At 71.8% G+C, this 12418-nt stretch carries 11 protein-coding genes and 1 tRNA gene; 6 read left to right on the forward strand and 6 right to left on the reverse strand.

All coding sequences use genetic code 11. The features are described 5' to 3' along the window. Window positions 1-38: 38 nt before the first annotated feature. Both PZ894_RS08400 and PZ894_RS08405 read right to left on the reverse strand, forming a co-directional pair. A tRNA-Pro gene (locus PZ894_RS08400) sits at window positions 39-115 on the reverse strand. A gap of 63 nt (window positions 116-178) precedes the next feature. Next, entirely contained in the window at window positions 179-1135 is a 957-nt protein-coding gene (locus tag PZ894_RS08405; RefSeq protein WP_275744120.1) for a metallophosphoesterase, read from the reverse strand. Window positions 1136-1259: 124 nt separating this feature from the next. Here PZ894_RS08405 and PZ894_RS08410 point away from each other — a divergent pair, with 124 nt between their 5' ends. Then, window positions 1260-1724, forward strand: a complete 465-nt coding sequence (locus PZ894_RS08410; protein WP_275744052.1) for a GatB/YqeY domain-containing protein — start codon at window positions 1260-1262, stop codon at window positions 1722-1724. 47 nt (window positions 1725-1771) lie between these two features. Here PZ894_RS08410 and PZ894_RS08415 read toward each other — a convergent pair whose 3' ends face one another. Continuing rightward, entirely contained in the window at window positions 1772-4168 is a 2397-nt protein-coding gene (locus PZ894_RS08415) for a transglycosylase domain-containing protein (protein WP_275744053.1), read from the reverse strand. A gap of 227 nt (window positions 4169-4395) precedes the next feature. On the opposite strand from PZ894_RS08415, the gene PZ894_RS08420 reads away from it, so the two are divergent. Continuing rightward, complete coding sequence (locus PZ894_RS08420; protein WP_275744054.1) at window positions 4396-4686, forward strand: WhiB family transcriptional regulator; 291 nt, start codon at window positions 4396-4398, stop codon at window positions 4684-4686. A 1-nt stretch (window position 4687) separates the two neighbouring features. On the opposite strand, the gene PZ894_RS08425 is transcribed toward PZ894_RS08420, so the two are convergent. Both PZ894_RS08425 and PZ894_RS08430 read right to left on the reverse strand, forming a co-directional pair. Then, window positions 4688-5887, reverse strand: a complete 1200-nt coding sequence (locus PZ894_RS08425) for an ArsA-related P-loop ATPase (RefSeq protein WP_275744055.1) — start codon at window positions 5885-5887, stop codon at window positions 4688-4690. Continuing rightward, the gene (locus tag PZ894_RS08430) at window positions 5884-6888 is read right to left on the reverse strand and encodes an ArsA-related P-loop ATPase (protein WP_275744056.1); all 1005 of its coding nucleotides are present in this window, start codon (window positions 6886-6888) and stop codon (window positions 5884-5886) included. Before PZ894_RS08430 ends, PZ894_RS08425 begins: the two co-directional genes overlap by 4 nt. Before the next feature lie 43 nt (window positions 6889-6931). Between PZ894_RS08430 and PZ894_RS08435 the strand changes: the two genes are divergently transcribed. Both PZ894_RS08435 and PZ894_RS08440 read left to right on the forward strand, forming a co-directional pair. Then, window positions 6932-7717 (forward strand): CoA transferase subunit A, encoded by a 786-nt coding sequence (locus PZ894_RS08435; protein ID WP_275744057.1) that lies wholly within the window; start codon window positions 6932-6934, stop codon window positions 7715-7717. Continuing rightward, window positions 7714-8358 carry a CoA transferase subunit B gene (locus PZ894_RS08440; protein ID WP_275744058.1) on the forward strand — a complete coding sequence of 215 codons (645 nt, stop codon included), beginning with the start codon at window positions 7714-7716 and terminating at the stop codon, window positions 8356-8358. Before PZ894_RS08435 ends, PZ894_RS08440 begins: the two co-directional genes overlap by 4 nt. Window positions 8359-8490: 132 nt before the next feature. Here the strand turns inward: PZ894_RS08440 and PZ894_RS08445 are convergent, their stop codons facing one another. Next, window positions 8491-9852, reverse strand: a complete 1362-nt coding sequence (locus PZ894_RS08445; protein WP_275744059.1) for an MFS transporter — start codon at window positions 9850-9852, stop codon at window positions 8491-8493. Between the two features lie 208 nt (window positions 9853-10060). On the opposite strand from PZ894_RS08445, the gene PZ894_RS08450 reads away from it, so the two are divergent. Both PZ894_RS08450 and PZ894_RS08455 read left to right on the forward strand, forming a co-directional pair. Continuing rightward, on the forward strand, window positions 10061-10912 hold the full coding sequence (locus tag PZ894_RS08450; protein WP_275744060.1) for a sigma-70 family RNA polymerase sigma factor: 852 nt from the start codon (window positions 10061-10063) through the stop codon (window positions 10910-10912). Window positions 10913-11120: 208 nt separating this feature from the next. Beyond that, complete coding sequence (locus tag PZ894_RS08455) at window positions 11121-12416, forward strand: Nramp family divalent metal transporter (RefSeq protein ID WP_275744061.1); 1296 nt, start codon at window positions 11121-11123, stop codon at window positions 12414-12416. Window positions 12417-12418 lie beyond the last annotated feature (2 nt).

Consider the following 12418-nt stretch of genomic DNA (forward strand, 5'->3'; position numbering starts at 1 on the left):
TTGGGTTCGGCCCTCCACGATGCCCTGAGACATCACACTGGTCGGGCTGACAGGATTTGAACCTGCGGCCTCCTCGTCCCGAACGAGGCGCGCTACCAAGCTGCGCCACAGCCCGAACGGCTCACCGGAGCGAGCCGGGGCAACCATACCCGAGCACCTCCGGCGCCCCGAAATCGGTTCAGGCCTCGGTCCGTGCCCGGGTCTGCGCGCCCGTCGGTGCCGGTGACTCGACCAGGGTGAGCAGCGTGGCCTCGGGGCGGCAGGCGACCCGGATCCGGGCATAGGGGCTGGTGCCCAGGCCCGCCGAGACGTGCAGCCACGACGAGCCGGGATCGCCGGGCCGGGAGTCGGCCGGGTGGCGGTGCAGGCCCTTCGCGCGCGCCGGCTCGAGGTCGCAGTTGGTGGTCAGTGCGCCGACGCCGGGCAGGCAGACCTGGCCGCCGTGGGTGTGGCCGGCGAGCACCGCGTCGTACCCGTCGGCGGCGAAGCGGTCCAGCACGCGCAGGTACGGCGCGTGCGCGACACCGAGGCGTACGTCGGCGACGGGGTCGGCGCGCCCGGCGACGAGGTCGAGGCGGTCGTAGCCGAGGTGCGGGTCGTCGACGCCGGCGAACGCGATCCGCAGCCCCCGCACCCCGACCTCCGCCCGCCGGTTGGTGAGGTCGGTCCAGCCGGCGGCGGTGAGGGACGAGCGCAGCTCGCGCCACGGCAGCTGCGGGACGCTCGTGTGCCGCTTGCCGTCGTCGGGCAGCAGGTAGCGGAGAGGGTTGCGCAGGCTGGGCTCGAAGTAGTCGTTGGAGCCGAAGACGAACACCCCGGGCACGCCGAGCAGGTCGCCCAGGCTCTCGAGCACGGCCGGGACGGCGTCGCGGTGGGCGAGGTTGTCGCCGGTGTCGACGACCAGGTCCGGCCGGAGGTCGGCCAGCCCGCGCAGCCACTCCCGCTTGCGACGCTGCCCGGGCGTGAGGTGCACGTCGCTGAGGTGGAGCACCCGCAGCGCGGGGCTCCCGGGCGGCAGGACCGGCACCGTCGCCCGGCGCAGGGTGTAGTCACGCGCCTCCACCACCGCGTACGTCGTGAGCGCCGCCGCCGCGACCGCCCCCGAGCCCACGACGCCCAGCAGGCTGCGGCGCACGGCGTCGGCGGAGGTCACTCGGCAAGGCTGCCACAATGGCGGCCATGAGCGAGCGGAGCGAGCGAACCATCCAGTACGGCGCGACCTGTGCCTCATGCGCGCACGGAGCGAAGCGAGTGCGGGCATGAGCGCGCTCAAGGACCGTCTCCGCGCCGACCTCACCGCGTCGATCAAGGCCCGCGACGAGGTGCGCTCCTCGACGCTGCGGATGGTGCTCTCGGCGATCACGAACGCCGAGGTCGCAGGCAAGACGGCGCGCGAGCTCAGCGACGACGACATCATCGGGGTGCTCTCCAGCGAGGCCAAGAAGCGTCGCGAGGCGGCCGCTGCGTTCACCGACGGCGGCCGCACCGCGATGGCCGAGAAGGAGACCGCGGAGGCGGCGGTCATCGCCGACTACCTGCCCGCGCAGCTGTCGGAGCAGGAGATCGCCGACATCGTCACCTCCGCGATCGCGCAGGTGGGTGCGACCGGCGAGGGGATGAGGGCGATGGGCAAGGTCATGGGCATGGTGCAGCCGCAGGTCAAGGGCCGCGCCGACGGCGCCGCCGTCGCGGCGGAGGTGCGCCGCCAACTCGGCGGTTCCTGAGGAGCCGAGGGACGAGGCGTCTCGAAGGGCGGTTCCCGAGGAGCCGGTCAGCGACCGCGGCCGCCGCCGTGCCCGTTGCCGCCGCCGTTGCCGTGCCCGTTGCCGCCGCCCCGGCCACCCTTGTCGGGCTTGGGCGGCTTGGGCGGTGACTGACCGTTGGACTCGTAGATCGTGACGACCGAGCCCTTCGCGATCGACGAGCCGCCCGACGGGCTGGAGTAGGCCGCCGTGCCGGCCGAGTAGTCGGAGTACGTCGTGCCGCCGCGGATCGCGTTGAACCCGGCCTGCTCGATCGTGCGCTCGGCCTCGTCCATGCTCATGCCGCCGACGCTCGGGACGGTCGCCGGGACGCCCTCGACCGCGGTCTCGGTCGGCGGGGTGAAGTCGACGGACTCGAGGCTGCCCTGGATGGCGTGCATCGCCTGGGCCCACATCGGTCCCGCGAAGCCGGAGCCGGACACCGAGTAGACGTAGTTGCCGTGGATGGTCTGGCCGGCGAGCGGGATCGGCTTCTGGCCGTCCTTGCTGGCGCCCGCGATCATCGCGGCGGTCGAGACCTTCGGGGTGTAGCCGACGTACCAGACCGACTTGCCGTCCTGGGTGGTGCCGGTCTTGGCCGCCGAGGGCACGGTCAGGCCGGTGCCCTGGTCGTACCCGAACCCGCCCGGCTCCTGGACGCCGCGCAGCACGTCGTTGACGGCGTCGGCCGAGGACTGCTCGATCACCTGCTGGCAGGAGCTGCCGTACTTCTTCAGCACGTTGTCCCGCGAGTCGGAGATCGAGGTGATCGGCACCGAGTCGCAGTGCAGCCCGCGGGCCGCGAACGTCGCGTACGCCTCGGCCATCTCGAGCGGGCTGGCGTCGGCGATGCCGAGGGTGAAGGTCGGCACCCGCTCGGGCAGGTGGGTGCCATCGCCCTTGGCGTAGGTGAGCTGGACGCCCATCTTCTTCGCGAGCCGGAAGGGCTCGCAGACACCGGTCTCGCGCTCGAGCATGGCGTAGAACGTGTTCACCGACTCACGCGTGCCCCGGTAGAGGTCCATCGTGCCGGAGGACGTCGAGCTCGACACGTTCCAGGGTCCGACGAAGTTGCCGGCTCCCTCGCAGTTCTCGTACTCGGCGGTGTCGATCGTCATCGACATCGGGGCGTTGAACGTGGTGGTGAGCGGGATGCCCTGCTCGACGGCCGCGGCCAGCACGAACGGCTTGAACGTCGAGCCGGCCTGGAAGCCGGCGGAGTCGCCGTACTTCGTGGGCACCGCGTAGTTGAGGAAGGTCTCGCCCTCCTTCTCGCTGCGACCCATCGGCCGGGACTGCGCGATCGCCCGCACGTACCCGGTCCCCGGCTCGACCATCGCGAGCGCACCGACCGCCCGGTCGCCCTGCGACACGTGGCCGGACACCGCGGTCTCGGCGGCGGCCTGGTAGTCGAGGTCGAGCGTCGTGCGGATGGTGAGTCCGCCGGACTTCAGCAGCTGGCGGCGCTGCGAGACGGTCTCGCCGAGCGACGGGTCGTCGAGGAGGTAGTTCCAGGCGTAGTCGCAGAAGAAGGGGGCCCGGGAGTACCAGCAGCCGTTCTTGGAGGCGACGACGTGGAGCCCGAGCTTCTTCTCCTTGACCTTCTCCGCCTTCTCGCGGGTGATCACGTTGAGCTGGGCCATCCGGTCGAGCACGATGTTGCGGCGCTCGAGCGCACGGTCGGGGGAGTTGGTCGGGTCGTAGCCGGTGGGGTTCTTCACCAGGCCGGCCAGCATCGCCGACTGCCGCAGGTTGAGCTTCTTGGCGTTGACGCCGAAGTAGTGGCGCGCCGCCGACTGCACGCCGTAGGTGCCGTCGCCGAAGTAGGCGATGTTGAGGTAGCGCTCGAGGATCCAGTCCTTGGTGTGGTGCTGCTCGAAGGCGATGGCGTAGCGGAGCTCACGGAGCTTGCGGGCGTAGGTGTCGTCGGTCGCGGCCGCGCGCTCGGCCTTGGTGCGGGCCTGCGTCAGCAGCGTCATCTTGACCATCTGCTGGGTGATCGACGAGCCGCCCTGCACCACCCCGTCGTTGGCCTGGTTGGTGATCAACGCGCGCACGGTGCCCTTGAGGTCGAGCGCGCCGTGCTCGTAGAAGCGGGAGTCCTCGATGGCGACGATCGCCTCGACCATGGTCCGCGAGATCTGGTCGAGCGAGACGTTGACGCGGTTCTCGTCGTAGAAGGTGGCGATCGTGTCGCCGTCGGAGTCGAGCAGCCGGGTCCGCTGCGGCAGCGGGTCGGTCTCGAGCTCGGCCGGCAGGTTGTCCATCGCGGTGGCGACGTTGCGGGCCCCGATGCCCATCACCCCGGCGAACGGGATCGCCAGACCGGCGACGAGGACGCCGACCACCGCCGCGACCGCGACCATGACCAGCAGGTGGGACGCGACGCGACCGGCGGGGAGACGCTCCTCGCGTGGGACAACCATGCGCCCTAGGGTACGGGACCTTCCCGACGATGCCCGATTTCGCGGCGCCCGCCCCGCGGACGCGCCTGACCCAGGTGGACTAGTCCGAATGGACTAGACGAATTGGGCACATTTGGTCTGTTTCTGTGCTGTGAGGTTCCTTAACTTTGGGCACCGAGGGGAGCTTGTATCCCGGGTAGGCGTCATGGGGACGCCGCCTATCTCGGAGTGATGTGGGGACATCCGACATGTGGGTTGAGGATTGGGCCAGCGCGGCTGCGTGCCGCGAGTCGCACCCGGACCAGCTGTTCGTGCGTGGCGCGGAGCAGAACAAGGCGAAGCAGCTGTGCTCCGCCTGTCCGGTGCGGACCGAGTGCCTCGCGGAGGCGCTCGACAACCAGATCGAGTGGGGAGTCTGGGGCGGGATGACCGAGCGGGAGCGCCGCGCGCTGCTGCGTCGTCGTCCGAACGCCTCGTGGCGGGCGGTGCTCGAGGCCGCCCGGGAGAAGGACGGCGCGCTGACGCCGTCCGCGGTGTGACTCACACCGACTCGGCTCCGGCCACCAGCTGACCGACCCGGCGCAGGCCGGCGAGGTCGTGCACGTCGCCCGGCAGCGCCGGCACCAGGGCGGTGGCCACCTGCGGGTGTGCCGCGGCGAACCGCGCGCGCAGCTGCTCCTCGCGCTGCACGATGCGCGACCGGTCTGCGTGCAGGCGCAGCAGGCCGGCCGTGAGTGACGCCGGTTCGCGCTGGCGCAGTCGCGCCGCGGCGGCCATCGCCTCGTCGGCGGAGAGCGTGCCGGACGGCTCCGGGCTGGCCCGGTTCACGATCAGCCCGGCGAGGGGCATGTCGTCCTCGGCGAGCCGCTCGACGAAGTACGCCGCCTCGCGGAGCGCGTCGGGCTCCGGGGCCGCCACGACGAGGAACGCCGTACCCTCCGCCTGGAGGAGCTCGAAGGTCTTCTGCGCGCGCTGACGGAACCCCCCGAAGAGCGTGTCGAACGCCGCGACGAAGGTCTGCATGTCGCGCAGCACCTGGGTGCCGAGGACCTTGGTGAGCGCACCGGTGATCATGCCGAAGCCCGCCGACATCATCCGCGCCGGTCCCTTGGCCGGGGTCAGGAGCAGCCGGATGAAGCGTCCGTCGAGGAAGCTCGACAGCCGCTCGGGCGCGTCGAGGAAGTCCAGCGCGGAGCGCGAGGGCGGGGTGTCGACGACGATCAGGTCGTAGCTGCCGTCCCGCTGCGCGTCGGCGTGGATCTGGCCGAGCTTCTCCATCGCCATGTACTCCTGCGTGCCGGCGAACGAGCTCGACAGGGCCTGGTAGAAGGGGTTGTCGAGGATCTGGCGGGCCTTCTCCGGCGTGGCCTGGCTCTCGACCACCTCGTCGAAGGTGCGCTTCATGTCGAGCATCATCGCGTCGAGCCCGCCGCCCCTGCGGTTGCCGCGAGCGTTGCTGCGCAGCCCGGCGACCGGTCGCGGCGTGTTGTCGAGCCGCTCGATGCCCATCGACTGGGCGAGCCGCCGGGCCGGGTCGATCGTGAGCACCACGACCCGGCGACCCCGCTCGGCGGCCCGCAGGGCCAGTGCCGCGGACGCGGTGGTCTTGCCGACCCCGCCGGAGCCGCAGCACACGATGATCCCGATGCCGCGGTCGTCGAGCAGTGCGTCGACGTCGAGCTCGGGCACCGGGCCCGGGCTGCTGGCGAGGGGGCCGACGCGGCCGCGGGCGCGGGTCATGCGAGCCCCTGGACCTTGAGGTCCTCGGCGAGCTCGTAGAGCCCGCCGAGGTCGATGCCGCCGGGCAGCCGGGGCAGCTCGTAGGTCGGGCGGCCGAGCCCTGTGACGAGGTCGCGCTGGCCGTCCTCGAGCGCGCGGCGTACGGCGTGGTCGCGTGCCTCCTCGAGAAGCTCCTCGACGAGCCCGTCGTCGGGCTCGACGCCGGCCTCCTTGAGGTCGGCGGTGATCCGGGCGGGGTCGACGCCCTCCGAGCGGACCGCGTAGAGCTCGTCGGCCGAGATGTCGCGGGGGCGCACCTGGTTGACGATGACGGCGCCGACCGGCAGCCGGGCCCTCGTCAGCTCGACGATGCCGTCCGCGGTCTCCTGCACCGGCATCTCCTCCAGCACCGTGACGAGGTGCACCGCGGTGCGCGGCGACCGGAAGAGGGTCATCACGGTGTCGGCCTGGCTCTTGATCGGTCCGACCTTGGCGAGTCCGGCGAGCTCGTCGTTGACGTTGAGGAACTGCGTGATCCGCCCGGTGGGCGGTGCATCGAGCACGACCGCGTCGTAGCGGGTGGCGGACTTGTTGCGGCTGTTGCGCTGCACGGCCTCGAAGACCTTGCCGGTCAGCAGCACGTCGCGCACCCCGGGCGCGATCGTCGTGGCGAACTCGATGACGCCGAATCGGTCGAGCGCGCGGCCGGCCCGGCCCAGCTTGTAGTACATCGCGAGGTACTCGAGCAGCGCCGCCTCGGCGTCGATGTGCAGCGCGTGGACCACGCCCGGCCGGCGGTCGTCGTGCCGTAGCCCCGTGGCGATGCGGCGCTCGGCGTACGGGAGCGGGTCGACGTCGAACATCCGCGCGATGCCCTGGCGGCCCTCCACCTCGCACAGCAGGACCTGCTTGCCGTGGGACGCCAGCGCGAGCGCCAGGGCGGCGGCGACCGTCGACTTGCCCGTCCCGCCCTTGCCGGTGACCACGTGCAGGCGCACGCGCGACCAGTCGGCATCGACCATGTGCCGAGCCTAGACGAGTCCCGCGAGCTCTAGGATCAGCCGCATGGACAAGGTGGTGAGGTCGGCCGCTGAGGCGGTCGCGGACATCCCCGACGGTGCGACGCTGTCGGTCGGGGGCTTCGGGCTGTGCGGGATCCCGTCGGTGCTGATCGCGGCGTTGCTGGAGGCCGGCACGAGCGATCTCGAAGCGGTGTCGAACAACTGCGGTGTCGACGACTGGGGGCTGGGGGTGCTGCTGGGGCAGCGGCGGCTCCGGCGGATGATCTCGTCGTACGTCGGCGAGAACAAGGAGTTCGCGCGGCAGTACCTCTCCGGTGAGCTGGAGGTGGAGCTGACGCCGCAGGGCACGCTCGCGGAGCGGATGCGAGCCGGCGGCTCGGGGATCCCGGCGTTCTTCACCGCGACCGGGGTCGGCACCCAGGTCGCCGAGGGCGGGCTGCCGTGGAGGTACGACGACTCCGGGAACGTCGTGGTCTCGTCTCCGGCCAAGCAGACGCAGGTGTTCGACACGGCCGAGGGGCCCAAGGAGTTCGTGCTCGAGCACGCGATCGTCGCGGACTTCGGTCTGGTGCGGGCCTGGAAGGGCGACCGGCACGGCAACCTCGTCTACCGCGACTCCGCGCGCAACTTCAACCCGCTCGCCGCGATGTGCGGCCGGGTCACGATCGCGGAGGTCGAGGAGCTGGTCGAGCCCGGCGAGCTGGACCCCAACGAGGTCCACACCCCCGGGGTGAACGTGGCGCGCGTCGTACCGCTGACGCCCGAGCAGGCGGCGGACAAGCGGATCGAGAAGAGGACTGTGCGATCACGAGAAGGGGCGCGCGCATGAGCTGGTCGCGTGAGGAGATGGCCGCGCGGGCGGCCTCGGAGCTGCACGACGGGTCGTACGTGAACCTGGGCATCGGGCTGCCGACGCTGGTGCCCAACTACGTCGGCGACGACGTCGAGCTGGTGCTGCAGTCGGAGAACGGCATCCTCGGCGTCGGCGCCTACCCGTTCGAGGGCGAGGAGGACCCGGACCTGATCAACGCCGGCAAGGAGACCGTCACGCTGCGGCGGGGCGCGTCGTTCTTCGACTCGGCCACGTCGTTCGGGATGATCCGCGGCGGCAAGATCGACGCCGCGATCCTCGGCGCGATGCAGGTCTCCAGGACCGGCGACATCGCGAACTGGATGATCCCCGGCAAGATGGTCAAGGGGATGGGCGGCGCCATGGACCTGGTCCACGGTGCGAAGAAGGTCATCGTGCTCATGGAGCACGTCGCCAAGGACGGCTCGTACAAGATCGTCGACGAGTGCTCGCTGCCCTACACCGGCCGCGGGGTCGTGCAGCGGATCATCACCGACCTGTGCGTCCTCGACGTCGCTCCCGCATCAGTCGGGGGAGGGCTCCGTCTGGTCGAGCTCGCGCCCGGCGTCACCGAGCAGGAGGTCCGGGAGAAGACCGAGCCCGAGGTTCGCGCCGGCTGAGCTGTCCACGGTCCGCGGTGGGAGACGGACGACTTCTCGGGCAGTGCCTGCACTTCTCGGGTGTTGCATCGGCCGAGAAGTGCAGGGATACCCGGTGCACCGGGTATTCCTGCATCCGGCCCGCCCGGCGGGTCAGCGTCGAACGGTGGCGGTCCGAGCCGCCGTGGCGACCGAGAGCGCGCCGAGCGCGGTCGCCAGGACGAAGACGGACAGGAACGGGTCGACGTCCGCCCGGTGCGCCGCGCCGAACACGATGCCGGAGATCGAGAGCGCGAGCGCGCCGCCGAGCGAGTCGGCGATCGACAGCGCGGACGAGTTGAAGCCGCGGTCGGCATCGGTGGAGGCGGCGAGCATCGCGACGCCGGTGCGCGGGTAGCCGAAGCCCATGCCGGCGCCGGCGACGACGTACGTCGCCATCGTGAGCGCCCAGGGCCCGTGCGTCGCCACGACCAGGACGAGCCCGAGCGTGCCGAGGAGCAGGAGCCCGCTGCCCCAGCGCATCGCGGCGACGTCGGAGACCCGCTCGCCGAGCCGGGACTGCACCTGGCTGGACGCCGCCCACACGATGCCCACGCCCGTGAGCGCGAGGCCGGCGGTGGCGGCGGTCAGGCCCCAGCGCTCCTGGAGCACGAAGACGATGTAGGCCTCGGCGCAGAAGAACGACGCGCTGAGCAGGCCGCGGGTGCCGATCACGGCCGGCAGGCCGCGCCGGGCGACCAGCGAGCCGGCGGGCAGCATCCGCCGCAGCGCCACCAGCACGACGGCGAGCGCGGCGACCGCGAGGACCGCGGTGGGGCCCCGCCGCGAGCCGAGCAGCTCGAGCGCGAGCACGGCGACGGCGACCACGACCGCCCACGCCAGCCGCGACCGCGAGGCGGGCGTGCCCTCCTCCCGCCTCTCGAGGGTGCGCAGCGCCGGCCCGATCAGCACCGCCGCCAGCGCCACCAGCGCGACGACGCCGAGGAAGACCCAACGCCACCCGAGGGCATCGGCGACGAACGCCGCCAGGGCCGGGCCGAACAGCGAGGGCAGCACCCACGCCGCCGCGAAGCTCGCGAACACCGCGGGCTGGAGCATGGCGGGGAACACCAGGCCGACCACGACGTACAGGCAGACGGTGAGCGCGCCCCCGCCGAGCCCCTGGAGGACCCGGCCACCGACCAGCACCTCCATCGAGGGCGCGACCCCGCAGACGACGAGGCCGAGCGCGAAGAGCACCAGCGCCACCGCGAGCGGCCGCACCGGCCCCCGCCGGTCGCTCCACGCGCCGGCCGCGACCATGCCGACGACGGCGCTCGCGAGCGGCGCCGCGAACGAGAGCGCGTAGAGCCCGACGCCGTCGAGCTCGTCGGCGACCGTCGGCATCACGGTCGTGACCGCGGTCGCCTCGAACGCCACGAAGGCACACAGCGCGAACATCCCGATCGTGGTGGCGGCGTACGTCGGGGAGAGCAGTCGCGGCCGCGACTCGGCTCGCGGTGTGGTCGCGGTCACGGCAGGACGGTAGGACTTCAACCGCGGTCGAGGTCAACCGGGATCGTCGCCGCGCTCGCTCAGGTGGTCCTCCGTAGTCGCAATCGGGTGGTTCGGGTAACCCCCTCGCGTGGTTCGACTGGTCCGCGCGGTGGTTCGCATAGCCCGTCTAGACCATTACGGACAAGTAAGTACAGAAAAGCCGCAAGAACGCGTCACGATCTTCTCCGTGAACCGTTCCGACCGTGTGACGAGCACGATCATCGACTCCGCCGCGACCACCGCCGAGCAGCTGGCAGTGGACCACATCCCCCTGGTTGCGCACCTGGTGCGCGAGGTCTCCGGCCGTATCCCGGCCTCCGTCGATCGCGACGACCTGCGATCGGCCGGACTGGTCGCGCTCGTCGCGGCGTCCCGCGCGTTCGACCCCGACCTGGGCGTCCCCTTCGCGGCGTACGCCGCGCAGCGCATCCGCGGCGCGCTCCTCGATGAGCTCCGCTCGGTCGACTGGGCCTCCCGCTCCGTGCGTCGGAAGGGTCGCGAGATCGAGGCCACCCGGCAGCGGCTCGCCGCCGCGATGGGTCAGTTCCCCGACGACCGCGCCGTCGCCGAGTCGCTCGGAGTCCCGACCGCCGAGGTCGTCCGGGCCGACGCCGACGTCGCCCGGGCGAGCGTCCTCTCGATCCACGGCACCGACCGCGACCTCGCCGACGAGGTGCCGACCGCCGCGCTCGGCCCCGAGGCGCTCCTCGAGCGCGGCGAGCAGCTCGCCTACCTCGCCGACGCCATCGACGAGCTCCCCGAGCGGCTGCAGTTCGTCGTCCGCGCCTACTTCCTCGAGGAGCGGCCGATGGCGGAGATCGGCGCCGAGCTGGGCGTCACCGAGTCGCGCGTCTCCCAGCTGCGCGCCGAGGCGCTCGTGCTGCTCCGCGGCGCGCTCGCGTCGGCTCTCGAGCCGCACCTGGTCGAGGAGCCAGCCAACCCGACCGGCGTCGCCGCGCGACGCAAGGCGGCGTACGCCGAGTCCGTCCAGGCCCGCTACGCGGCGCGCCTGCGCGTGCCGATGGTGCAGACCGCCTGAGCCTGGATCCGCCGCTCTCCGCCTGCTGCGCGCCACCATCCGGGCACGCTGGCTTCGTTGCCGCCGCTCGGAAGACGCCCGGTATGCCTTCGCGACGGACGCCTTGCCATCGCACCCGCCTGGTGACGCTCGCGACGGCGGCCATCGGCGGATCCAGGCTGAGGCTCCCGGGGGACTGAGCCCGCGCCCGGGTGGGTAGGCGCTCCTCATGAGCGCCGACACCGAGCAGCAGGAACGACGGCCACCGAAGTGGAGGATCGTCGGCCCCGGCCTCGTGGTCGCGGCCACCGGCGTCGGCGCCGCGGACCTCGTGGCGACGCTCGTCGCCGGCGCGAAGTTCGGCTACACGCTGCTGTGGGTCGCCGTCCTCGGCGCGATCATCAAGGTCGTGCTCGTCGAGGGCGCCGGGCGCTACTCGCTGGCCACCGGCCGGACGATCTTCGAGGGCTGGCGCAGCCTGGGCCGGTGGACGACGTGGTACTTCGCGCCGTACATCGTCGTCTGGGGCCTGGTGTACGGCGCCACCGCGATGTCGTCGTCGGCGCTGCCCGTCATCGCGCTCTTCCCCGACCTGTCGCTGCGGTGGACGGCCGTCGTGCTCGGCGTGATCGGGCTGCTGATGGTCTGGTTCGGCACCTACGCGACGTTCGAGAAGGTGATGGCCGCGCTGGTCGGCGTCATGTTCCTCGCCGTCGTGGGCGCCGCGCTCCTCGCGACCCCGAATCTCGGCGAGATCGTCCTCGGCCTGCGGCCGGTGTTCCCGGACGACTCGGTTATCAACGTGCTGGCGATCGCGGGTGGCGTGGGCGGGACGATCACGCTCGCGGCGTACGGCTACTGGCTGCGCGAGAAGGGGTGGGACAGCCCGGCGTTCATGCGGGTGATGCGTCTCGACAACGGCGTGGCCTACGCCGTCACCGGGATCTTCGTGGTCGCGATGCTGATCGTGGGCGCCGAGCTCTACTACTCCGCCGGCATCGCCGCCAAGACCGGTGACCAGGCGCTCGTCCAGCTCTCCGACGTGCTCGACGACCGGTACGGCGAGGTCTTCGGCAAGGTCTTCCTCGTCGGCTTCTTCGCCTCGTCGTTCTCGTCGCTGATCGGCGTGTGGAGCGGGGTGAGCCTGATGTTCGCCGACTACGTCGGCAACCTCCGCGACCTGCCGTCTGGTCACCCCGACACCCGCACCGGGGGCCGCTACTTCCGCGCCTATATGCTCTGGCTCACCTTCCCGCCGATGCTGCTCCTGCTGCTCGACGAGCCCGTCGGCCTGATCCTGGCCTACGGCACCCTCGGCGCGCTCTTCATGCCCTTCCTCGCGGTCACGCTGCTCGTGCTCCTCAACCGGCGCCGCGAGGGTGCCCTCCCGCACTCCGAGGTGCCGCGGGAGTGGCGCAACGGCTGGCTCTCCAACGGGCTGATGCTGCTGTGCGCGGTCCTCTTCGCGGCGCTGGCCGTCAACGAGCTCAAGGGCGTGCTCGCGCCGTACGTCGGGTGGTGGTGAGG

It is taken from the genome of Nocardioides sp. YIM 152315 (genome assembly GCF_029210375.1).
Taxonomy (GTDB): Bacteria; Actinomycetota; Actinomycetes; order Propionibacteriales; family Nocardioidaceae; genus Nocardioides.

Coding starts and splice junctions, on each gene's coding strand:
- PZ894_RS08410 (WP_275744052.1), top strand. CDS start 1,260: ATGAGCGCGCTCAAGGACCGTCTCCGCGCCGACCTCACCGCGTCGATC.
- PZ894_RS08415 (WP_275744053.1), bottom strand. CDS start 4,168: ATGGTTGTCCCACGCGAGGAGCGTCTCCCCGCCGGTCGCGTCGCGTCC.
- PZ894_RS08420 (WP_275744054.1), top strand. CDS start 4,396: ATGTGGGTTGAGGATTGGGCCAGCGCGGCTGCGTGCCGCGAGTCGCAC.
- PZ894_RS08425 (WP_275744055.1), bottom strand. CDS start 5,887: ATGACCCGCGCCCGCGGCCGCGTCGGCCCCCTCGCCAGCAGCCCGGGC.
- PZ894_RS08430 (WP_275744056.1), bottom strand. CDS start 6,888: ATGGTCGATGCCGACTGGTCGCGCGTGCGCCTGCACGTGGTCACCGGC.
- PZ894_RS08435 (WP_275744057.1), top strand. CDS start 6,932: ATGGACAAGGTGGTGAGGTCGGCCGCTGAGGCGGTCGCGGACATCCCC.
- PZ894_RS08440 (WP_275744058.1), top strand. CDS start 7,714: ATGAGCTGGTCGCGTGAGGAGATGGCCGCGCGGGCGGCCTCGGAGCTG.
- PZ894_RS08455 (WP_275744061.1), top strand. CDS start 11,121: ATGAGCGCCGACACCGAGCAGCAGGAACGACGGCCACCGAAGTGGAGG.